Consider the following 22101-nt stretch of genomic DNA (forward strand, 5'->3'; position numbering starts at 1 on the left):
CCTTCAAACGATCAAGAGTCATACGGACCGCTCGTTCGCGAACCTCTGTTGGGTGTTTCTTGGGCATATCCGAATCCTTTCACCAGAAAGAAAGCGGCAGGAAATCAGGGACGGTTCAGACCACGGCTAGAGCGGTGACAGTGCCGATAGCGATCGCAGCCCATTCCATGGATACTCCCTCGTTGCGGCCACTATCGAATCGGGAGGCCACTCGCGTGCGGTTGCGACCCACTTGGATGTAGCCACGGCGAATTCAGGAAAGGGCCGGACTCGTTCAGCGCTGGACGCTACGCCAGCAGCACTGCTCCGCCACCTGGAACACACTTCAGCTCACGTGCTGGGACTGTCTTGGGACTGTCTCTTAAACGGTGGTTCCGGGCTGGGAGTGTTGGCCCGGTGGGTCTGGGCGGGTCGCCAGGTTTGGGACGGGTCCCACAGCAGTGGGCCGAGCACCTGGGGTCGGCCTTTGACCATGCGGATTTTCCACCCGTTTGTGTTGATGGTGTGGTGGTGGAACCAGCACAAGAGTGTTCCGTTTTCGATGTTGGTGGGGCCGCCCTGTTCCCAGGGGAGGACGTGGTGGACTTCGGTCCAGCGGGCGGGGATGGTGCAGCCGGGGATGATGCAGCCGCCGTCGCGGGCGGCAATTACCGCGCGCTGCTTGGCGGTGAAGCAGCGGATTTTGCTGCCGAGGTAGAGCACGTCGCGGTTCTCGCCGAAGAGGACCTGCTGGTAGCCGCCGGCGCAGATGAGTTCCTTCACCCGGCGAAACGACACGGGTGCTTCGATGCCGTCGATCCAGCCGACGCCGCGGCCCTGGTCGAGGTCGACGGCGTTGATGTGCACCATGACGGTGGGGGCGGCTCCGCCCATGGTTGGGGTTTTCGGGTCTCGTGCGGCCGCCTCGAGCACGGCGCGGAGGATATCGGCACGTTTCTCGCCCGCGGTGCGGCGGTCGCCGTCGAATCGGGGGTCGCCGGTGAACTGGTCGGCGCTGAAAACCTCGGCGCTGAATGGCTCCGTGCCGAAGGTCTCCGCGCCGGGGATGCTTTCAATGCCGTTGAGTTCGGCGACGCTGGTCCTCGTGAGGGATTCGGTGGGTACGAAGATGGGGCTGCGAGACCGGGCCGACAGGAACGTATCGAAGAGGGTGTCCATGATGCCGCGGAGTTCGGGGGTGACGTCGGCGCGCAGCGGGTAGAGCCCGTTGCGGAGCAGGCCGAACGTCAACGTGCTCTTTGCCTCCACGACATCGTCGCCCGGGGCGGTGCCGTCGGGGTCGAGCCGGCCCTGCCATTCCATCGCTTGCGCCCGCAGGTAGTCGGGTGCGAAGCGGATGCCCGCTCCCGGCAGCCCCGCGGTTTCCGGCGTGATCGCTCCCGTCGCCGACGCGACCAAAGCGCGTTCGACGCGGTCAAGGTCGTCCGGACCGACCCGGCCCTGCAATGCGGTCAGGGCGGTGGCGATGATCTCCGCCGATTCCATCCCGAGGTCGCCGCTGACGAGCCCGTCGGCGATGACCGGGTACCGGGCGGGGACGGGCAGGCCAAGCGGAGTGCGCTCCACCGTGGTCTCGCCGAGCTTCAGGCGACGTTTGGCTTCACGGCCGGAGATGCCGGCGAGCTGGGTGATGAACTCGACCCGGTTGCGGCATCCGTTCTTGTAGGCCAACGAGCCGTTGCCGAGGTCNCGAGGTCAGTTTCGGCACGCGCACCAATGTCGGTGGTCGACCGCAGCCTTGCCCCATCAACCTTGCGACCCAGCCTCTCCAGGGCTGCCAATACCGCGACCGCCTCGGAGTCGTCGAGCTGACCAAACCGCACCCCGTCCAACGCTCCCGCCAGAATCGCACCGGCCTGGGCAATCACCGCCACCCGAGAACCTTCAGGCTCCGGGATCGAACCGGCTGCTGCTGGCGGGGCGGTGAGGGTCATGGCGTCGGCGCCTCCTTCATCCATAATTATAACCCAAAAAGCACATTAACGCGAGGGAACCTCACGTAATACTGACAAAAGATCGGAAATATTTCTGACTTGTCCAGTGCACCTGCCGATCATGTTGCGCTACGCCCGCTGGGCGATTCCCCGAGGCTGGAACTGGCCGCATAAGCGGGTGAATTGCTACGTCACTCGGCGGAGCAACCATTCACGCGCTTTCGCGAGCTGGAGCTGGCAATCAGGCAGGTCGGAGCAACCGGCCCGTCCGTGATTGGACCGGATGAGTGCGAGGGCGGACGTCTCGGCCCACACGTGATCGGGGGAGCTCGAACGTTCCCGGGACCATGATGGTGACGAGTCCGGTCGTGGCCGTTATCGGCGGATTGGTCGTGCTGGGCGGAGTCGTCGCCGTGATCGCTCTGCTCGGTGATGACGCGCAAGACTCGTCAACAGCCGTCCTGATTGCGGTGATCCTCGGTGTGATCCTGATGTTCACACTGGGCTTTGTGCAGGTTCGGGTGAGCGTCGACAAACGCGGGCTGCGCGTGGTGTCGCGGCTCCTGGGTATCCGTTTGAAGCAGGTGCCGCTCGATCAGGTGGAATCAGCGTTCGCCGAGACCCTAAGCCCGCTGCGGTCGGGCGGCTGGGGCTACCGCCTGACGAGCGGGCGCACGGCCGTGGTGATGAGGGGCGGCCCGGCCCTCGTGGCCAACCAACGTCGCGGCACCCAGTTCGCCGTGACGGTCGACGACCCGGAAGCCGCAGCCGCGCTACTGACGGCGCTCAGTCACGGGAACCCGCCCACAATCTGAAGCCTGGGCCCACCTTAGGGAAGTGGGCCCATGATCCATCATGGGCCCACTTTCCGGGCCCAGGCCCGGAACAGACAGGCCCCGAACAGACCGGGCCCCGAACAGGGTCGGCCACGCCAGCAGGCTCAGTGGGCGCGGGCGATCTCGTAGCCGCCGGCGGAGTAGATCGTGGTGAACACCACGCCGCGGTGCAGGGCCTCGGCGACGACCTGCGCAGACGTCCATTCGCCGGGCAGTCCGCCCGCCGCAAGGTCGATCACCAGATAGTCGGGGAGCGGATTCTGGTTGCCGAGCCAGTAGACATCCGTTCGTTCCACCAGGTAATTCATCAGCCCGATATCAGATTCGACCCTGGCGCCGTCGGGCACAACGGAGAGGGCGGCCTGCGCGGAAGCGGCGCGATCCGTCGAAAAATTGGCCGACACATTCGTCAGCTTGAACAGCGGCAGCGTTGTCGCGAGCACCAGACCGGCGACGATCGAAACGGATGCCGCCCGCCGCCCGAAACCGCGCAGCCAGCCCCGCCGACTGATGCGCACGAGCACAATGCCATCGAGCGCCGCGGCGAACACGATGGGCATGAGCACGGCGCTGTACTGCCAGGTTGGACCCCAGTAGCCCGAGTTATCGGACAGAAACCGCCAGGCCAGCGTCGGCAGCAGCACGAGGGCGAGCGGAGAGCGCACCGCAATCACGCCGCCGACCACGAGAAGCAGCAGCAGCGTCATCCCCTTCTGCGGCTGCAGCAACGCGGTCGGATCGCTGAGAATAGCGGGCAGGTCGATGCTGCTCGAGTAGGCCCAGGCACCGTTCGGATTGAGCAGCGGCAGAATCACGAGGCTCGCGAGCGCAAACCAGCCGATACCCCAGACGGCGAGCCACACTCCAAACGGATGTCGGCTGCGCACGGCCAGCACGATGCCGAGGGCGGCAACGGTGAGGCCGAGGTCCTCCTTGACGAACACGAGCGGCATTGCCCAGAGCAGGCAGGCCACCCACTTGCGCAGCAGAAACGCGGTCAGCGACAGCGCGAGGAGCGGCACGGCGAACGCGATCTCGTGAAATTGCGCCTCCACCGCGCCCTGCAGGCCCCAGCTGAAGGCGAAAGCCAGCCCGAACAGCGTGCCGGTCACCGGCCCGAGCAATCGCATCGCGCCGTAGGTCAGGGCCGCAGCGGCGAGACCGAACAGCGCATTCTGCACGACCAGCAGCGTGAAGGCGTGCGGAAAGATCGCGAAAATCGGGGCGAGCAGCACCAGGAGCGGATGAAAGTGGTCACCCAGCAGATTGAATCCGTCGCCCTTGATCGTCACGATTGGAGCCTCGAGCGCGGCATACTGCCGGGCCAGCTGGGTGAAGATTCCGAGGTCCCAGGACGGCGCGGCGAAACTGCGCCACTGCAGCGCCGACAACACGGTGTACGCAGCGGTCGCCACGAGTCCGACGGCCGCGGGCAGCAGAATGGGCCGCCGCGTGCTTGGCCGAACCGGTCCCACGCGCGATCCCCTCATCCGTCAACGCTAACGCACCGGCACCCAGCACCGCCTTCAGCACCGCACCGGCTCGGCGCCCGCGCAGCGCCGTCAGCGCCGTCAGTACCGTAGCCCCCACCGGTGCCCGCGCGCCGATGGCAGCGACGCGGCGTCCAGACCGGGCCGGTGCGCGCCGCGGCATCCGGGTAACTGAGGTTTTATCGCAGCACGGGACCTTTGGCACTGTTTCGGGGCCGGGGCGCGGAGCAGACTAAGGGCGTGCAGCCGACAACAACACCTCTGGAGATCGTATGACCATGACTTGCCCCTTCTGCCGGTCCCCAGCCCGGCTCAGCCCGAATCCGGCCCACGCCGAGCGCACCTCGCTCCCGGTCTACCTGCTCAAATGCTCGGGATGCGACCACACCAGTGTGCGCGTCTCTCCGGATCTTGGCGCGTTCGCGTCCCGCGCCGCCTCGGTCAGCGCCTGAGGTTCTGACTCTCGCTGGGAACCCGATCCTCAGCGAGCGCAGCCGCACGCTGCCCCAAATCGTGCCTTCCCGGCCCCTACACCGGCGAGTGGCAAAGAAAACACCTTCGCATCCCCCTGCGAAGGTGTTTTCTTTGCGTTCGACCGCCCCGGTGGCTTCGTTCAGGTCGGCAGTACCGTCGCGATCTCCCGCACCCACGCGTCGATACCACCCTCGACCTGCCACACCCGGTCGTAGCCATGGCTATGCAGCTTGGCCAGAACGGCAGCCGAGCGGGCACCCGCCTTGCAGTGCACCACGATATCGCGGTCCCGCGAGAGAGACGAAAGTGCCTCCCCCGAGAGGATTCCGCCCTGCGGAATGAGCAGCGCCCCGGCAATATGCACGATGTCGAATTCCCCGGGTTCCCGCACGTCAATGAGGTCGAAGTCACGCGCGCCGCGCTTCCGGCTTTCGAGCATAGCCGCGAGTTCGTGCACGGAGATCGCGTCGTCAACTTGGTTCGATGCGGGCATTGTTTCGCAGAATGCGTCGTAATCGATCAACTCGGTGACTGGTTTATTGGCGGGGTCGCGTGCAATGGCGAGTTCGCGCCACGACGCGTCAAACGCGTTGAAGAGCACGACCCGGCCCAGAAGCGTGCGGCCGACTCCGGTGATCAATTTCACGGCTTCGGCGACCATCGTTGAGCCGATCGTTCCACAGAGCATCCCGAACACTCCGCCTTCTGCGCAGTTGGGCACGGAGCCCGCCGGTGGGGCTTCTGGATACAGGTCGCGGTAGGTGGGGCCGTGCTCATTCCAGAACACGCTGACCTGCCCGTCGAAACGCAGGATGGATCCCCAGACACAGGGCTTGCCGAGCATCGCGGCGGCATCACTGACCAGATAGCGAGTGGCGAAATTATCGGCACCGTCAACGATCAGGTCGTACTGGGCGAATAAGTCCAGAGCGTTCGCCGAGTCAAGCCAAACATCGTGCCGGTGAATCGACACGAGTGGGTTGAGCTGGGCTACCGCTGCGGCAGCGGACTCAAGTTTCGGGTGACCGAGGTCTGCAACGCCGTGGATAATCTGACGCTGCAGGTTGCTCAGGTCCACGGTGTCATTGTCGATAACACCCAGGGTGCCCACCCCCGCAGCCGCCAGGTAGAGCAGTACCGGCGAACCGAGACCGCCGGCGCCAATCACCAGCACCCGCGCATTCTTCAGCCGTCGTTGGCCGACAATACCCATTTCGGGAATGAGAATGTGGCGCGAGTACCGCTGGAGTTCCGCGGCAGTTAGCTCGTCGCCCGGTTCGACGAGCGGTGCTAAGAGTGTCACGTCACTCATAGGTCGGGCCTCCCGTTCATCGTCGATGAAGCCAAGGCGAGTTCACGCTTCGGAATCCGGCCAGCCTGGGACGCCAGCCGACCCGCAATCACCGCATGTTTGAAGGCTTCGCCCATGAGTGCCGGGTTCTGCGCGCGCGTCACCGCCGTGGCCAGGAGCACGGCATCGCAGCCCAGCTCCATCGCGAGCGCAGCGTCGGATGCGGTGCCGATTCCAGCGTCCAGCACCACGGGAACGCCGGCACGAGAAACGATCAGCTCGATATTGTGCGGATTGAGGATGCCGAGCCCGGTGCCGATCGGAGCCCCCAGTGGCATCACGGCGATGGCACCGAGATGCTCAAGGCGAAGGGCCAGCACGGGATCGTCATTTGTGTAGGCGAAAACCTTGAAGCCGCGCGCGACAAGCTGTTCGGTCGCGTCCAGTAGTTCGACCGCATCGGGAAGGAGGGTGTGCTCATCGGCGATGACCTCGAGTTTGATCCAGTCCGTCTCGAGGGCTTCCCGCGCCAGCTGCGCGGTCAAGACGGCTTCGCGCGCGGTAAAGCAGCCAGCGGTATTGGGCAGTACCCGAATGGAGCGATCGACCAGAAAATCGAACAGTGATCCGGCCGTCGTCACGCTGTGACGCCGCATTGCGACGGTGGTGAGCTCGGTTCCGGAGGCGTGAAGGGCCGCGCCGAGGCCCTCGAGGCTCGGTGCGCCGCCGGTACCCATGATTAGACGTGAATTCAACTGCACGCCGTCGATCACCAGGCTGTCAGTGATTGTGAGTTGTTCGGTTTCCACGGTCAACCTCCCTGAACTGCGGTGACAATTTCAATGTCATCGCCGGCCGTGAGCACGGTGCCCGACCATTGGCTGCGTGGAACGACTTCACGGTTGCGTGCAACTGCCACGCCGAGACGTTGTTTGTCGGTCGCACGGCCATCCGCTGCGATGTGGCGACCGGTGATCTCGGCGACCAGGTCGGTCACGGTGCTGCCGCGCCGAACATTTCGTTCTGTGCCGTTGACGGTGATCGCGCTGGCGGGTATATCGATGGGCCTGGATTCGGTCACGAGCTGACAACTCCTTGCAGGGAAACGGATGCTGACGGTCGGGTTGCAGAGAAACGGTCGGGCCGAAAGCGCTCCCACCGCTGGTCGGCACTTCCCTCGATGAGCTGAAGACAGTAATGGGCAGCTACCGGGGTGAGCAGTACGCCGTGGCGGAAAAATCCGGTGGCGATAATAAGCCCGGGGATGTCGCTGCCTGGTGTTTCCCCACCGATTCGCGAGACCCGGCCAAGCAGTGGCGCGTTATCGGGCGTTCCTGGACGAGCGCGAGCGGTTACTTCGATCAGCTCGAGCTCACTGACCGCCGGCACTAACACCTGGGCGTCACGCAATAGTTGATAGACGCCACCAGCCGACACCGCAGTGGAGCCGTCTTCGCGTTGGGTGGCTCCGATCACGACCGTTCCGTCCGATCGTGGAACCAGATAGACCGGCACGCCGTGCACCAGTCCGCGGAGCGTGCAGGTGAGCAACGGCCGAAGGTGCGCCGGCACCCGAAGCCGTAGAATATCGCCGTAAACCGGTCGAAGTGGCAGGGTCAGTCGCTCTGGTAGCCCGTTCAACCCAGCCGCCGCGAGGCCGTTGGCCACAACTACTTCGGCGGCACTGACCGTTCCGCCATCAGCCAGGGCGACACCGGTGACGCGAGATGAGGCATCCGCGGAATCGTCGTGCAGTAGCCCCATGGCATTCACCCGGATCAGGGCGTCGTGGCCCCACCGGCGGCTTTTCGCCAGCGTGGCAAGTTCGAGTTGGATGCGCTCGGCGAGCCGGCGCGGGTCGACCTGATGATCCTGCTCCACCATGAAGGCACCGGAAACGTGAGGGCTCAGCAGCGGTTCGAGCACGCGCGCCGCGCGAATGGTCAGCGGGTCGACGACTAGCCCGTTGGCGAGCTGTACCCCGCGCAGGTTGGCCAGCGCTTGCCGGTCGGCCGAATCAGCGCCAACAGTCATGGTGTGAGTTCTCTGATACCCGGTGAGGTGATGATCGGGCCCCAGTGATTCGATGAACGCCGGATACAGCGCCGAGGAGGCGAGCATGAGCTCGAGCAACACCTCTTCTTGGTAGTGCAGTTCGCTCACCGCCGCGAGCATTCCGGCCGCAGCGTACGTTGCGCCGCCGGCGGGGTCCGGATCGATGACGACCACCGTGCGGCCGGAGTGCGCAACAGCCCAGGCAATGCCGAGCCCGATAATGCCACCGCCGATCACGGCGACGTCGACCGTGCGGTTCACGACTCGTTCATTCATGGTGCGCACCGTTCCTCTGCGCTGGCACGGACGCTCGAACTTGGCCCATAGGGTTGGTCGCATGGACCAGACAAAAGCCCGGCTGTATCTCTGCACCGATGCCCGGAAGGATCGTGGCGATTTCGCTGACTTCGTGGCGGCGGCGTTCGCTGGTGGGGTCGACATTATTCAGCTTCGCGACAAAAATATCGACGCCGCCGAGGAGCTCGAATATCTCGAAATTCTGCGCTCGGTTGCCGACCAGCACGCACGACTCTGGGCCGTCAACGATCGGGCGGATATCGCCAGCCTGGCGGGCGCTCCGGTATTTCATGTAGGCCAGACAGACCTGCCGGTGGCCTCCGCTCGCACCCTGCTCGGCCCGGCCGCTGTGATCGGCCTGTCCACACACAGCACCGAACACGTGGATGCAGCCCTGGCCGCGAACGATCTCAACTATTTTTGCGTCGGCCCAGTCTGGGCCACACCGACAAAACCCGGTCGAGCGGCGGTCGGAACGCAACTTCTGCGTTACGCGGCCGCCCGCAGCGCAGCCACCGACAGCGAGCTGCCATGGTTTGCCATCGGTGGCATCGACCTCAGCAACATCAACCAGGTCGTCGACGCTGGCGCAACTGGAGTGGTTGTGGTGCGCGCGATCACCGACGCCAACGACCCGACGGATGCCGCGCAGCGACTTCTGGCCAGCCTGCCCGCGCTGGGCTGATACCGCACACAGTACCGAGTTTGGCGTGGTCATCTCAGGCCAACACAGATTGCCGAGGGGCGTCGAAGAAATCGAGCTCGAACCGTGACGAGGTGGCAAACGCCTGGCGCATCGCCGAGCGTTGCGCGTCAGAGGCCGTGGCCGCAGCGTCGTCGGTGAGCGCGATGACTTCCCTCGTGGCCGCGGCGAATTCTTCATCGGCATAGGTCTGGAGCCACGCGGCATATGGATGTACTGCTGTCTCGGTGCGCGCCAGAAAGTCGGTGTGCAGCCGCTCACCGACATCCGCATAGAGCCAAAAACAGGGCAACAGCGCCGCCAGAAGCACCGCATAGTTTCCGCCCTCAGCGAGCCCGAGCAAGTGATCCAGGTAGCCAGCCGTTACCGGTCCGGCCTCGGACGACACGTCCCGTTGCCCCAGCCAGTTTCTGTGCAGTTCCAACTCAACGTCGCGGCACCGTCGTGCCGAATCGGCCAGAAACCGCTGTGCGTGCATGCTCGGCGCGATCTCACTGGCGCGCGCAAGAACGCGCGAGTAAGTGGCGAGGTAGAGCGCGTCCTGAGCGAGGTAATACGCAAAATCTCGCTCGGCCAGAACCCCAGTACCGAGATCCGTAATGAACGGCAGATCGAAGATCTGCGTGCGAATCAGCTCGACATCGCGCCACAGTGTCGCACTGAACTTCACCGAATCAGCTGGTGTGGCCGACTCGGCCGACGCGCCTGCGAACAGCCGATGAAAGTGATGGATCGGGCCATGGCCCTGACCGACCTCGAGGTCGTCAGCATGGATCAGAGCATCCTGAAGCCAGTCTTTGACCTCGGCCAGAGACGCAGCCCAGTCCCCGGTTCGCGCCTGTACCGTGGCCATTGCCGAGGAGAGCGAGCATCCGGTGCCGTGGGTATTCTTGGTGGCGATACGCGGCGAAGCAAACTCGACAACGCTCTGTGCCAGCAGCCCGTGGGTGTTGACCAGGGCGTCAGGGCAGAGGGTTTCGTCGAAATGACCCCCCTTCACCAACACGGTTACTCCGGTCTGGGCGGATAGTCGTTTGCCCTGCTCGATGGCCGCAGCCCAGTTTTCCGCTGGGGGTTCTGCGAGCAGAACGGCCAGCTCGGGAACGTTGGGTGTGACGAGATCGGCGAGGGGGATCAGATCACGCAGCGCCTGCTCCGCTTGGGGTTCGAGCAGCCGGTGGCCACTCGTTGCCACCATCACCGGGTCGAGCACGACGAGCGGAGGACGGTGGGCATTGAGCCAGGAACGCACCTCGTGAATCACGTCGATTTCGGCGAGCATACCGATCTTCACGGCATCGATGGTCACGTCATCGCTCACTGCGTTCAATTGCTGGCGCAGAAACGCGACCGGCGGGGTGTGCACCGAGCGCACCCCGCGTGTGTTCTGCGCGACCAGGGCTGTTACTACTGCCATGCCATACCCGCCGTTGGCCGCGATGCTTTTCAAATCGGCGTGGATGCCGGCACCGCCGGTCGGGTCGGTGCCGGCGATACTGAGAATCCGAGGCGTGGTGCGCGGCGTGATACTCGAGGTCTGATCAGTCATCCGTGACATTCCTTCGCTAGTGCTAACTAGACAGGTTCAACGGGTATTCATCTCAGCTCGCGCATTGTGCGGAGCACCCCGTGTCACTCAGCAGCCTATACGCCAACAAACGTCACTCAGCTACCGATGCCAGAATCGTGGGCGTTCAGGACACGCCCCGAGCTCACAGGTCGGCGAGCAGGCTCACCGGGTTTTCAATGCAGCCGGCCACATAGGTGAGAAACCCGGCGGCGGTGCCGCCGTCGCAGACCCGATGGTCGAACACCATGGAGAGTTCTACGACGGTGCGAACCGCGAGTGCGTGTTCGACCACCCACGGCCGCTCGATCATGCGCCCAATGCCGAGAATGGCCGCTTCGGGATGGTTGATGATCGCGGCCGAACCGTCGACGCCGAGCGATCCGAAGTTGTTGAGGGTGAAGGTTCCCCCGGTCAGCGCGCTCGGCGAGAAGGTGCCGTCGGGCGATTGCGCCACCAGCGCGGCGAGGGCATCGCGCAGCTGTCGCGTACTCATCGCGTGGGCACGGTGGATGACGGGAACCATCAGCCCGCGTGAGGTCTGCGCCGCAATGCCGAGGTTGATGGCTCCGTACTGGAGAATCTCCTGGCTCGCGGTGTCGACCGAGGAATTGAGCACCGGATACCGGCGCAGCCCGGCCACTACGAAGCGCGCGATGAGCGCCGTCACGCTGAACCGCTCACCCGTCGCCGCGAGCAGCTGGTTTCGCGCGGCGAACAGGGCGGTCGCGTCGACGTCGAGCCAGATCGTCGCCTCGGGAATCTCCCGACGCGACGTGGTCAGCCGCTGTGACACAACCTTGCGCAGGCCGGTGATGGGAATGCGAATATCCGCACTCGCCGCGTCGACAGCGCTGGGCGGCGTCGCAACGTCGACATCGGCTGCCACATCGACAGCCACGGCCGGAGCGGTGAGCGCGCGAATGTGTTCCTCGACGTCGCTGCGCAGCACCAGACCGTCGTGCCCGCTCCCGGCCAGCGTGCTCGCGTCGAACCCGTTCTCGCGCGCCAGCCGGCGCACGATCGGAGACACGACGGGGGAGCGGCGGATCGGGTCGACCGTGCTGGACGAATCGATGGTCGGAGAAACGGATGCCGCCACCTCGGCGGGGCGCTCGGCCAGCGCAACAGCGACGGGCGGCGTCGATGCAGCCGGTGCAGCCGGTGCCGGGGCATCCGCTGCCCGCGGGGTGCCGAACCGCCCGGCGGCCACCTTGCGCGCCGGCCGGGTGCTTTCGGTCGTGCCGTAGCCGACCAGAACGGCTCCGGAGCCTTCGACCGCCACGACGGTCGCCGCGGCGACCGGAACGCCGACAACACCGGCTGCAGCGTCAGCAGTCGCGTCGGTCACGGTCAGCAGCACCTGCCCGGCATGAATGACCTGGCCGGGCTCGCCGAACAGGCTTGCCACGACGCCGCCGTAGGGCGACGGCAGCTCCACGATCGACTTGGCCGATTCAACCTCGACCACGGCCTGGTCGATGGCGATCGTATCGCCGGGAGCGACCAGCCAGGCCACGATCTCGGCCTCGGTCAGTCCTTCACCGAGGTCGGGCAGCAGAAACTCGCGGCTCATCAGGACCACTCCCAGGTCGACAGCGCGGCGAGGATTCGGTCGGGGGTCGGCAAGAAATACTCCTCGAGCTTGGGTGACGGGTACGGAATGTCGAAGCCGGTGATGCGCAGAATGGGCGCGGCCAGGTAGAAGAAGTTGCGCTCGGTCAGGCGAGCGGCCACCTCAGCGCCGTAACCGCCGAACTGGGCGGCCTCGTGCACGATCGCGGCCCGGCCGGTCTTTCGAACGGATGCCCCCACCGTCTCGTCATCAAACGGCGACAGCGTGCGCAGGTCGATGACCTCGATCGAGAGCCCCTCACCCGCGCCCTGTTCGGCCGTCGCGAGGGCGGTCTTCACGGTCGGACCGTAGGCGATGAGAGTGACATCGCTGCCCTCCCGTAGCACGACGGCCCGGTTCAGCGGCTCGGTCTGCACCGGCAGGGAAAGCTCCGCCTTGCTCCAGTAGCGACTCTTCGGCTCCATGAAAATCACCGGGTCGTCGCTCGCGATGGCGCCCCGCAGCATGGAATAGGCGTCGGCCGGGTTCGACGGGCTCACCACGGTCAGCCCGGGCGTCGCCGTCCAATACGCCTCGGAGGAGTCGGAGTGATGCTCGACGCCGCCGATATCGCCGGCGTAGGGAATGCGAATGACGATCGGCAGCGAAATCTTGCCGCGCGTACGGTTGCGCATCTTCGCCACGTGCGACACTATCTGCTGGAACGCTGGGTAGCTGAACGCGTCGAACTGCATCTCGACCACCGGGCGCAGGCCGTACATCGCCATGCCGATCGCCGTTCCGACGATGCCGGCCTCGGCCAGTGGCGAGTCGCTCACCCGGGTCTCGCCGAATTCGGCGTATAAGCCGTCGGTGACCCGGAACACGCCGCCGAGCGGCCCGACGTCTTCGCCGAACAGCACGACCGTCGGATCGTCGACCATGGCGTCGCGAATGGCCGCGTTGAGGGCGGCGGCCATGGTCAGGTTTTCCGGAGCGCGCACAGCTGTTCCGGTCTCGAGGGTCTGCTGGGGGCTCATCGGGTGCTCTCTTCGTATTCACCAGCGGATGCGTCGGCGTCGCCGTCGAGTTCGGCCGCCAGAAAAGCGCGTTGCTCGGCCAGGGCGGAGCGGGGAGTGGCGTAGACGTGCTCGAACAGCTCGAGCGGATCGACCACCGCCTGCTCGGTCATGCACTCCCGGGTCGTCGCTGCGAGCGCCTCCGCGGCCGCAGCGACGGAAGCGCGCTCTTCCTCGGACAACGCCCCCTGGGCAATGAGGTACTTCTCCAGGCGTTCGATCGGGTCGCGGCTGCGCCACAGGTCGACGTCGGCGGTTTTGCGGTAGCGGGTGGGGTCATCCGAGTTAGTGTGCGCCTCGATGCGGTAGGTGAGGCCCTCGATCAGGGTCGGGCCGCCGCCGCTGCGGGCTCGGTCGACCGCCGCCGAGATGACCGCGAACATGGCCGCGACGTCGTTGCCGTCAACGTAGAAGCCGGGCATGCCGTAGCCGATCGCCTTGTCGGCGATGGTGCGGCAGGCCATCTGCTTGTCGAGGGGCACGCTGATCGCGAACTGATTGTTCTGCACCACGAAAACGACGGGGGCCTGCCAGACTGCGGCAAAGTTGAACGCCTCGTGAGCGTCACCCTCGCTCGTGGCCCCGTCGCCGAGCAGAGTGAGCGCCACGGTGTCGTCACGCTTGAGCTTGGCCGCGGTGGCGAGGCCCACGGCGTGCAGTGCCTGGGTGGCGAGCGGGGTGGCCTGCGGGGCGATGCGATGCTGTTGATAGTCGTAACCGCTGTGCCAGTCGCCGCGGAACGAGGCGAGAATATCCTTCGGCTCGACGCCGCGGGTGAGCAGCGCGATGCTGTCCCGGTAGGTCGGAAACAGCCAGTCCTGCGGCGAGAGCGCGGCGACGGCGGCGATCTCGCAGGCTTCCTGGCCGAGCGCGGATGGGTAGGTGGCGAGGCGACCTTGTCGGGTGAGGGCGGTGACCTGCACGTCGAACCGGCGGGCCACGACCATCTGCCGGTAGAGGCCGACCAGTGTCTCTACCGGGGGAAGGACGAATCCGCCGCTCTCGGTGCCCGGAACGGCGTTCCCCGAATCATCGATCAAACGCAGGGGTGGGGGTGCCAGCACGGCCGTCAGCGGCGTGCTCTCGACATTGAGGCTCATGAGCCAATGGTGCGCCCTTTTCGCAGGCCTGGCCGCGCTTTTTCGCAGTTGTGAACGATTGGCCGATCATCCGCCAGACGGCGACCAATCGGCACGGTTGAGTCCTGAATCAGTGCCAGGCGTCCGGAGTCGTGCCGGGTGCGTGCCCGATGATCTCGTCGAGAATGAGGTGGGACCGGGTCGAGATCACCCCCGGCATGGTGTGGATATCGCGCAGAATGGCCTGGCTGAGCTGCTCATGGTCGGGAGCGCTCACCGTGAGAATAATGTCGATGTCGCCGCTCACGGCCTGCGCCTTCTCCACGAACGGCAGTTCGGCGAGCTGCGCGGCAATCGCGCCCCAGGCGACGTCGCCGATTTTCACGACTACGAGCGCGGACACGTTGAGCCCGAGCGCCTTACGGTCGGTTTGGGCACCGAAGCCGGTGATCACGCCGTGGCTGATCAGCTTCTGCACCCGGGTGTGGGCGGCGGTGCGGGAGATGTGCACCTGCAGGGCCAGCTGGCGCATCGAGAGTCGACCGTCCCGGCTGAGCTCGGCGATAATCTGGCGATCGGTGCTGTCGAGTCCGGGGTGGGGAGTCTGCGGCTGCGTCATTGGACTCTCACACTACCGGCGCAGGCGCTGCCGCCGTGGATCCGCGCTGACCGGATTTGCGCAGCACGCGCAGATAGTGATTCTTGGGCCAGTGGCGCAGTGCCAGCGGCAGGCGGGGATAAATCAAGCGGATGCCGCCCAGCACGCGATCAAAGCGCCGCTCGTGCCGCTCGGTCCAGGGAAGTTCGAACAGCACGCGAACGTGGGGCGGCAGCAGTCCGGCGGTCATCAGCCGGGCCAGGGGCAGGGCGGCCCGATACCAGAACGGAGCCGACCGCGAGTGCAACAGCTCGTGCGCGACCGCGAGGGTGGCGGCATCCGTTGTCAGCAGCTGCAACTGCTCGTTCCAATACCGGCGAAAGGCGGCGCGATCTGTCGGCCACAGCTCCGGCGGCACCTGTAGTGACGTGCCGAGCCGGGCGTATTCGCTATAGACGGTATCGGCGATGTCGTCGCCCAGCGGGCCATAGATCAAAGCGTGCAGGTGGGTGGCCGATTCATAGAGCGTCGCGGCAACCCAGAGCTGCAATTCGGGGGTGAACGCGTTGTACTCGGGGGTCGTGCCGACCGAATGCACGGGAACGTGCGCGTGATTGACCCGCGCGGCCATCGCAGCGGCCAGGTCGGCCTCGCCGAAGACGGTGGCGTAGACGTAGCTGAGCGTGCCGTTCAACCGGGCGAGCGGCTTGGCGGCGAAATGGCTGTGGTCGGCCACGCCGTGCCCGATGGCCGGATTCGCCAGCTGCAGCAGGATGGCCCGGCCTCCGGCGGCGATCAGCAGGCTCTCACCCGCTACCCCCCGCATGCTTGGTGCGCGTGCGCTCACAGCAACCTCCCAATAAACACGCAGAACCTCGTGACAGGGTGAGCCTATTCGGTCGGCCTGAGTTTAGGTCCCGTCTGAACGCCCGAATAGGGGGAGATGAATACTTGTCTTCTGGGGAATATGTGCGTCTTCTATGCGCTTGCATGTATCCGAGGGCGACAATTCCTGGGCCCACACACTTGAGGAGAACTTCTATGAGCGAGACCACGATCACCAATATCCCGGGCTACAAGGCCGGAACCTGGACCATCGACAAGACCCACAGCTCCGTCAGCTTCAGCATTCGCCACATCGTCATCAGCAAGGTCAAGGGCACCTTCGATGACTTCGACGCCACCTTCGTGACCGGCGAGAACCCGCTCCAGACGAGCGTCACCGCCTCGGCCAAGGTCGTCTCGATCAACACCAACGAGCCGGGCCGCGACGGTCACCTGCGCACCGGCGACTTCTTCGACGCCGAAACGTACCCGACCATCGACTTCGCGTCGACCGGTGTGCGCGTCGTCAAGGGCGAGTATCTCGTCGACGGCAACATCACCATCAAAGGCGTCACCAAGCCGGCCACGTTCGAGCTCGAGTTCGGCGGCTTCGGCGGAGACCCCTACGGCAACTACAAGTTCGGTGCCACGGCCAAGACCGAGGTCAACCGTGAAGACTTCGGCCTCACCTACAACGCTGCCCTCGAAACCGGCGGAATGCTGCTCGGCGACAAGGTCACCATCACCCTGGAACTGCAGGCCGCGCTCAACGCGTAACCCAGAGCTTTTCGCGTTTCGACGAAGCGCCGTGCAGGGCCCCACTTCGGTGGGGCCCTGCCTCGTTAATGCGGAATGATGAGCATCCACGCGGTCAGGCATCGGCGCAGCTCGGCGCCATCGAGGTCGGTGCGGCCGAGCACGGAACGGCCGCGCGCAGGCAGGCGCGCCAGGCGCTATCCGAGTCGCTGGATTGTCGCCGCCGAAGGCCGATGAGTGACTGCGGATTGAGCACTCCCCGATAGGTGAGCACGTTCACCAGCACGGGTATCATCTTCGGCCCCATCGCTGGCGCGAGAGGACCCGTTCCGTCCCCTGGTCGGCTCTCATGGTGCCGAACGCGTTCTCTCACCGGTGGTGACCAGGTTCAGGGGGCCGAAATTGTCGTCTCGCGGGGTGGGCCCGCGGCGCATTGAGGTCTCGCCACAGATAGTCGTCGGGAGGTGGGCGGCCGGGGCTAGGGTGCAAGGGTGCCCGAGAACGAGTCGAGCACGAGAAAACAATCGAGAGAATGTAGTTCCAGTCGATGGAGCTGCATTCTAGTCAGTCGAGGAGACCCCCGTGTTCACACTGAATGACCTTGCGATTCCGATCATCGCGGCTCCCATGGCCGGCGGCGCTTCCGCGCCCAACCTCGTGGTCGCCGTGAGCGACGTCGGCGGCCTCGGCTTTCTCGCTGGCGGTTACAAAACGCCGCAGGTCCTGGCCGAGCAGATCGTGGACGTACAGCAGCGCACGAAGAATCCGTTCGGCGTCAACCTGTTCCTGCCGCAGTCGCCGCTGACCGACCGCGCCGCCGTCGAGGCCTACCGCGACGCGCTGGCCCGCGAGAACCCCAGCGCTGTGTTCTCCGAAATTGACGAAACAGACGACGACTGGTTTGCCGAGAAGGTGGCGGTCGTTATCGCGCACAAGGTTCCGGTGGTGTCCTTCACTTTCGGCCTGCCTCCGGTAGACGCCGTCGAGCGGATGCACACGGCCGGGTCGTTCCTGATCGCCACGGTCACCTCGGTGCCCGAAGCCCGTCAGGCGGTTGACCGCGGCGTCGATGCACTCTGCGTGCAGGGGCCGGAGGCCGGCGGGCACCGGGGGACCTTCGCCACGCGGGACGAACCGGGCACCCTGGCTCTGGGGGAGCTGTTGATCGCGATTCGCGAGGTGGTGACGCTGCCGCTGATCGTGGCGGGCGGTATCCACTCTGGCGGGCAGATCGCCTCGTTGCTGGCTGCCGGAGCCGAAGCTGTGCAGCTCGGAACCGCCCTGCTGCGCACCGACGAGTCCGGTGCGAACCCGGCCCACCAGGACGCCCTCGTTGACCCGCGGTTCACCGAGACCGTCATAACCTGGGCCTTCTCCGGCCGCCCGGCCCGCGGCTTGCGCAACGCCTTCATCACCGCCCACGACGCGACCGTGCCGCACGAGTATCCGCAGGTGCATCACCTCACCAAGACCGTGCGAGCGGATGCCGCCCGCCGCGGCGACCCGCACGGCCTCGCCCTCTGGGCCGGTACCGGCTTTCGGGAAGCGGGCACCGGCTCGGCCGCGACCGTGCTCGCTGCGTTGTGGGCCGACACGCACGCTGCCGTCGTCTCGTAGCAGGTCGTCGCGTAGCTTTTTACGTGTCCTGACGGTGCCGAGGAGCTGGAGCCGGTTGGCTCCGGCACGGTCGAGGACCGTGCGGCGGCCCCCCAAGGTAGGCTTTATCGACAGGGTGAGCGGCAGCCGCTCCCCGATGGATCAGCGTCGATCGGCGCCTCTGACCCTGGGGCCGCCAGGCCAATGTAGATCGCACAACAAGAAATGGTTCTCCTTTGCGCAAAATAACTATGTCCCGGGCGGGCAAGCTCACGGTCGCCGTCACGGCGCTGCTGGCCCTCGCGGGCGGATTCCTCGGCGTCAGCGCCGCGGCCGCGAGTCAGCCACAGGCCGCTACCGCTGGCGAAAACTACGTCATCGGCACCGACACCACCTTCGCGCCGTTCGAGTACCGCGAGAACGGTGAACTCACCGGCATCGACATGGACCTGATTCGCGACATCGCCAAGAACCAGGGGTTCACGGTCGAGATTAAGTCGCTCGGCTTCGACGCTGCGCTGCAGGCGCTGCAGTCCAATCAGGTCGACGGCGTCATCGCCGGCATGTCGATCACCGACGAGCGCGAGCTCATCTTCGACTTCTCCGACCCGTACTTCGACTCCGGCGTGCAGATGGCCGTCGCCGAGGACAACACCGAGATCACCGGATACGCCGACCTGGCCGGTGAAACGGTCGTCGCCAAACGCGGCAGCGAGGGCGAAACCTTCGCCAACTCGATCAAGGACGAGTACGACTTCACGGTCAAGGCACTCGCCGACTCGGCCACCATGTATGACGACGTCAAGGCCGGCAACTCCGTCGCGGTGTTCGACGACTATCCCGTGCTGGCCTACGGCATCAACCAGAACAACGGGCTCAAGTCCGTCACCGAGAAGGAACAGGGCAGCTCCTACGGTTTCGCCGTCAATAAGGGGCAGAACCCCGAGCTGCTCGCCGCGTTCAACACCGGCCTCGCCGAGTTGCAGGACAACGGCGACTACCAGGCCATTCTTGACACCTACCTGGAGCAGCCGGCACCGGCCGCGGCGTCCGGTTTCTTCGCTCTGCTCAGCGACAGCATGCCGGCGCTGATGAAGGGCCTCGGGCTGACCCTGCTCGCAACCGGCCTGTCCATTCTGATCGCCCTCGTGCTCGGCGTGGTATTCGGCTTCTTCAAGGTCTCCGAGAGTCGCATTCTGCGCGGCATTGCGAGCGTCTACGTCAGCATCTTCCGCGGCACCCCGCTGCTCGTGCAGGCCTTCTTCTTCTACTTCGGCCTGCCTCAGCTCACCGGGCAGTCGATCGACGTGCTCACCGCCGGTGTGCTCACCCTGAGCCTGAACGCCGGCGCCTACATGACCGAGATCGTGCGCGGCGGCATCCAATCGGTCGACCCGGGCCAGACCGAAGCCGGTCGCAGCCTCGGCCTCGGCTACGTCACGACCATGCGCCGCGTCGTACTGCCGCAGGCCGTGAAGATCATGACGCCGTCGTTCATCAACCAGTTCGTGATGACCCTGAAAGACACCTCGCTGCTCGCCGTGATCGGCTTCGCCGAGCTCACCTATCAGGGCCAGCAGATCTACGCCGCCAACTTTCGCACCGGTGAGACCCTGCTGATCGTCGCCGCGCTGTACTTCATCGTCATCAACCTGCTCACCATGCTCTCCAACAAGCTCGACAAGAGGTTCAACAAATGAGCACCAGCGCAAACAACACCGCAAGTGCCAGCAAAATTTCGGTACGTGGCCTGCGCAAGTCGTTCGGCTCCAACGAGGTGCTCAAGGGCCTCGACGTCGAGATCACCGAGGGCGAGGTCGTCTGCGTCATCGGCCCTTCGGGTTCGGGCAAGTCCACCTTTCTGCGTTGCCTGAACAAGCTCGACGAGCTCAGCGCCGGCACGGTTATCGTCGACGGATTCAACCTCAGCGACAAAACCGTCGACCTGAACGAGGTTCGAGCGCACATCGGTATGGTCTTCCAGCACTTCAACCTGTTTCCGCACATGACGGTGCTGCAGAACATCATGCTCGCGCCGACCGAGTTGAAGAAGGAATCCAAAGCGGATGCCCGCGCCACCGCCCTGAAACTGCTCGAGCGGGTGGGCCTGTCCGACAAAGCGGATGCCCGCCCCGCGCAGCTCTCCGGCGGCCAGAAGCAGCGCGTCGCGATCGCCCGGTCCCTCGCGGTGAACCCCGACATTATGTTGTTCGACGAGGCCACGAGCGCCCTCGACCCCGAAATGGTGGGGGAGGTGCTGCAGGTCATCCGCGACCTCGCCGCCGAGGGCATGACCATGGTCGTCGTCACCCACGAGATGGGTTTCGCCCGCGAGGTCGCGGACCGGGTTATCTTCATGGCCGATGGCCTCATCGTCGAAGAGGGCACCCCGGCCGAGCTGTTCGGCAACCCGCAGCAGGAGCGCACCCAGGACTTCCTCTCCAAGGTGCTCTAACCGCGTGACCCAAAACGGATGCTCCGCGCGAGACCCGCGCGCGGCATCCGTTTTTCTGTGCCCGTCAGGCATGACTGCGCCCGGTTTGGGTAGCCGCTACGGTAATCGGCGTAGCGGCTACCGAAATGAAGCGCGGCTATCGAACGGATGCTTCGGGCGGCTCAGGCCCGGTCGCCGACGATCTCCTCGCGCACCCGGCGCAGGTCCTCCATGAGCGAGCCGATCAGGATCCAGTGGTCGGGGTGCGGCGTCACGATGCGCAGCGGCGCGGTCAGGGCCAGCACCTCGGGGGCCGGCATCTCGGGCGCCACCGTGAGGTCGCCCTCCGCGCGAGCGAGCAGCCGCAGATCGTGCGCAGCCCGGGCCAGCTCCTCGGAAAAGGCCTGAACGCTCGGCTCCAACTGCAGGGAGGCATCGTAGTGATCGTGCAGGGCCCGGGTCATGCCGATAGCGCGGGTCACGAGGGTCGGCAGCCGCCCGATCATCTCATGGTCGGTGTCGAGCGCCAGGCGTAGTTTGGCCTTGCGCGGGTTGAGCATGAGGCTCTCCTCCGCCTGGGCGATGGCCTTCTCCGCCTTGACCAGCATGGGGCGCAGCAGCCGGGCCTTGATCATCAGCTCCATCAGGTCGACCGGGGTCTGCGGGGTGCGCAGCGCCTGGGCAATGCGCTCGAAGGTATCAGCCACCTCGCGAGCGAGCAGGGCCACAGCATCGCGTGCCGGCGCAATCAGCACCGGCGGAACGATCAGGGCGTTGATGATCAGCGCGATCCCCGCACCGATGAACGTTTCAAAGATGCGATCGAGGGCATACCCCGGCGTCGTCGCGCCGAGCGCGAGCACGAGCATGGCGCTGATCGGAATCTGGCTCGCCGACACCGGCGACAGCCGCAGCGCCCAGGCAACGAGGATGCTGACCACGATCGTGCCGAGTACAACCCAGCTGGACTGGCCGAGGAAGAAGCCGATCGTGGAGGCGATAATGACTCCGCCGATGACGCCAGCGGTACGTTCGATCGCGCGGCCGAGGGTCTGATTGACACTCGGCTGCACCACGAGCAGGGCCGCAATCGCGGCAAAGATCGGCAGGTCGTTGGGCAGCAGCAGCTGGGAGACGATCCAGGCCAGGGCGACGGCGACAGCCATCTTCACGACCTGCAGCACCGGGAGTCGGGTGGGGATGCGCAGGGCCGATGTTAGTTTCACTGCACAAGGCTAACCCGACCTCTCCTCAAGCGGATGCCGACAAACCCGTCTGCCCGCTGCGCGCCGGCCCGAACCAGGTGCAGCGCGCCGCGCATCGGCCACGAACGCACGATGTCACCCGCATTGACGCTGGCCTGCACCTCGTCCAGCGTTGTGCCGGGGGAGCGCACCCCGATGGCCCATTGCGCCGCCGGGTAGTCCTGGGCCTGCACCGCGAGCATCCGCTCGACGACCGCAACGGCCCCAGCAGCGGTGGCCCGGCCAGGCCCTGGGCGCGCAGGCGCAGGCGCAGAACGTCGGCGCGGG

The 22101-nt window shown here is 65.5% G+C and carries 21 protein-coding genes and 1 riboswitch; of the genes, 6 read left to right on the forward strand and 15 right to left on the reverse strand.

The window, feature by feature from the left end; genetic code table 11:
• Window positions 1-330 precede the first annotated feature (330 nt).
• Entirely contained in the window at window positions 331-1671 is a 1341-nt protein-coding gene (locus E3T46_RS10665; protein WP_134578546.1) for an HNH endonuclease signature motif containing protein, read from the reverse strand.
• A gap of 610 nt (window positions 1672-2281) precedes the next feature.
• Between E3T46_RS10665 and E3T46_RS10670 the strand changes: the two genes are divergently transcribed.
• Window positions 2282-2749 (forward strand): hypothetical protein, encoded by a 468-nt coding sequence (locus E3T46_RS10670; RefSeq protein ID WP_134578547.1) that lies wholly within the window; start codon window positions 2282-2284, stop codon window positions 2747-2749.
• 125 nt (window positions 2750-2874) lie between these two features.
• Here the strand turns inward: E3T46_RS10670 and E3T46_RS10675 are convergent, their stop codons facing one another.
• From E3T46_RS10675 to thiO, 5 genes are all read right to left on the reverse strand, one after another.
• Entirely contained in the window at window positions 2875-4260 is a 1386-nt protein-coding gene (locus E3T46_RS10675) for a DUF2079 domain-containing protein (RefSeq protein ID WP_134578548.1), read from the reverse strand.
• Window positions 4261-4873: 613 nt separating this feature from the next.
• Window positions 4874-6046, reverse strand: a complete 1173-nt coding sequence (moeB, locus tag E3T46_RS10680; protein WP_134578549.1) for a molybdopterin-synthase adenylyltransferase MoeB — start codon at window positions 6044-6046, stop codon at window positions 4874-4876.
• The gene (locus E3T46_RS10685) at window positions 6043-6834 is read right to left on the reverse strand and encodes a thiazole synthase (protein WP_277870966.1); all 792 of its coding nucleotides are present in this window, start codon (window positions 6832-6834) and stop codon (window positions 6043-6045) included. The genes moeB and E3T46_RS10685 overlap by 4 nt, the downstream gene beginning before the upstream one ends.
• A 2-nt stretch (window positions 6835-6836) precedes the next feature.
• Window positions 6837-7106: a sulfur carrier protein ThiS gene (gene thiS / locus E3T46_RS10690; RefSeq protein ID WP_241980625.1), complete on the reverse strand. Its 270-nt coding sequence runs from the start codon at window positions 7104-7106 to the stop codon at window positions 6837-6839.
• A complete protein-coding gene (thiO, locus tag E3T46_RS10695; RefSeq protein WP_134578551.1) occupies window positions 7103-8356 on the reverse strand; it encodes a glycine oxidase ThiO in 1254 nt (417 codons plus the stop codon). Before thiO ends, thiS begins: the two co-directional genes overlap by 4 nt.
• A 61-nt stretch (window positions 8357-8417) precedes the next feature.
• Here thiO and thiE point away from each other — a divergent pair, with 61 nt between their 5' ends.
• The gene (thiE, locus tag E3T46_RS10700; RefSeq protein ID WP_134578552.1) at window positions 8418-9062 is read left to right on the forward strand and encodes a thiamine phosphate synthase; all 645 of its coding nucleotides are present in this window, start codon (window positions 8418-8420) and stop codon (window positions 9060-9062) included.
• 34 nt (window positions 9063-9096) lie between these two features.
• Here thiE and E3T46_RS10705 read toward each other — a convergent pair whose 3' ends face one another.
• The 6 genes from E3T46_RS10705 to E3T46_RS10730 all read right to left on the reverse strand — a co-directional run bounded on the left by E3T46_RS10705 (window position 9097) and on the right by E3T46_RS10730 (window position 15805).
• On the reverse strand, window positions 9097-10638 hold the full coding sequence (locus E3T46_RS10705; protein WP_166790241.1) for a bifunctional hydroxymethylpyrimidine kinase/phosphomethylpyrimidine kinase: 1542 nt from the start codon (window positions 10636-10638) through the stop codon (window positions 9097-9099).
• A riboswitch (TPP riboswitch) is annotated at window positions 10621-10720 on the reverse strand. Its footprint overlaps the gene before it by 18 nt.
• A 72-nt stretch (window positions 10721-10792) precedes the next feature.
• Entirely contained in the window at window positions 10793-12223 is a 1431-nt protein-coding gene (locus E3T46_RS10710) for a dihydrolipoamide acetyltransferase family protein (RefSeq protein WP_134578554.1), read from the reverse strand.
• A complete protein-coding gene (locus E3T46_RS10715; protein WP_134578555.1) occupies window positions 12223-13242 on the reverse strand; it encodes an alpha-ketoacid dehydrogenase subunit beta in 1020 nt (339 codons plus the stop codon). The genes E3T46_RS10710 and E3T46_RS10715 overlap by 1 nt, the downstream gene beginning before the upstream one ends.
• Window positions 13239-14381 carry a pyruvate dehydrogenase (acetyl-transferring) E1 component subunit alpha gene (gene pdhA, locus E3T46_RS10720; RefSeq protein ID WP_134578556.1) on the reverse strand — a complete coding sequence of 381 codons (1143 nt, stop codon included), beginning with the start codon at window positions 14379-14381 and terminating at the stop codon, window positions 13239-13241. The genes E3T46_RS10715 and pdhA overlap by 4 nt, the downstream gene beginning before the upstream one ends.
• Before the next feature lie 109 nt (window positions 14382-14490).
• The gene (locus E3T46_RS10725) at window positions 14491-14979 is read right to left on the reverse strand and encodes an Lrp/AsnC family transcriptional regulator (protein ID WP_134441245.1); all 489 of its coding nucleotides are present in this window, start codon (window positions 14977-14979) and stop codon (window positions 14491-14493) included.
• A gap of 7 nt (window positions 14980-14986) precedes the next feature.
• Window positions 14987-15805, reverse strand: coding sequence for an oxygenase MpaB family protein (locus tag E3T46_RS10730; protein ID WP_241980627.1), 819 nt, complete (start codon window positions 15803-15805; stop codon window positions 14987-14989).
• A 194-nt stretch (window positions 15806-15999) separates the two neighbouring features.
• Between E3T46_RS10730 and E3T46_RS10735 the strand changes: the two genes are divergently transcribed.
• Window positions 16000-16560, forward strand: coding sequence for a YceI family protein (locus tag E3T46_RS10735; RefSeq protein WP_134471211.1), 561 nt, complete (start codon window positions 16000-16002; stop codon window positions 16558-16560).
• A gap of 94 nt (window positions 16561-16654) precedes the next feature.
• On the opposite strand, the gene E3T46_RS17940 is transcribed toward E3T46_RS10735, so the two are convergent.
• Window positions 16655-16834 (reverse strand): hypothetical protein, encoded by a 180-nt coding sequence (locus E3T46_RS17940; protein WP_206751483.1) that lies wholly within the window; start codon window positions 16832-16834, stop codon window positions 16655-16657.
• A gap of 287 nt (window positions 16835-17121) precedes the next feature.
• On the opposite strand from E3T46_RS17940, the gene E3T46_RS10740 reads away from it, so the two are divergent.
• The 3 genes from E3T46_RS10740 (at window position 17122) to E3T46_RS10750 (ending at window position 20590) form a co-directional block, all read left to right on the forward strand.
• A complete protein-coding gene (locus tag E3T46_RS10740) occupies window positions 17122-18156 on the forward strand; it encodes a nitronate monooxygenase (RefSeq protein WP_134578557.1) in 1035 nt (344 codons plus the stop codon).
• Window positions 18157-18371: 215 nt separating this feature from the next.
• Entirely contained in the window at window positions 18372-19835 is a 1464-nt protein-coding gene (locus E3T46_RS10745) for an amino acid ABC transporter substrate-binding protein/permease (protein ID WP_241980629.1), read from the forward strand.
• Window positions 19832-20590, forward strand: coding sequence for an amino acid ABC transporter ATP-binding protein (locus E3T46_RS10750; RefSeq protein ID WP_092449153.1), 759 nt, complete (start codon window positions 19832-19834; stop codon window positions 20588-20590). The genes E3T46_RS10745 and E3T46_RS10750 overlap by 4 nt, the downstream gene beginning before the upstream one ends.
• Window positions 20591-20751: 161 nt before the next feature.
• Here the strand turns inward: E3T46_RS10750 and E3T46_RS10755 are convergent, their stop codons facing one another.
• Complete coding sequence (locus tag E3T46_RS10755) at window positions 20752-21795, reverse strand: FUSC family protein (RefSeq protein ID WP_134441251.1); 1044 nt, start codon at window positions 21793-21795, stop codon at window positions 20752-20754.
• Window positions 21792-22016, reverse strand: a complete 225-nt coding sequence (locus E3T46_RS10760; protein WP_134578558.1) for a crosslink repair DNA glycosylase YcaQ family protein — start codon at window positions 22014-22016, stop codon at window positions 21792-21794. Before E3T46_RS10760 ends, E3T46_RS10755 begins: the two co-directional genes overlap by 4 nt.
• Window positions 22017-22101 lie beyond the last annotated feature (85 nt).

The organism is Cryobacterium sp. Hh11 (assembly GCF_004404045.1).
In the GTDB taxonomy this organism is placed as follows: Bacteria; Actinomycetota; Actinomycetes; order Actinomycetales; family Microbacteriaceae; genus Cryobacterium; species Cryobacterium levicorallinum.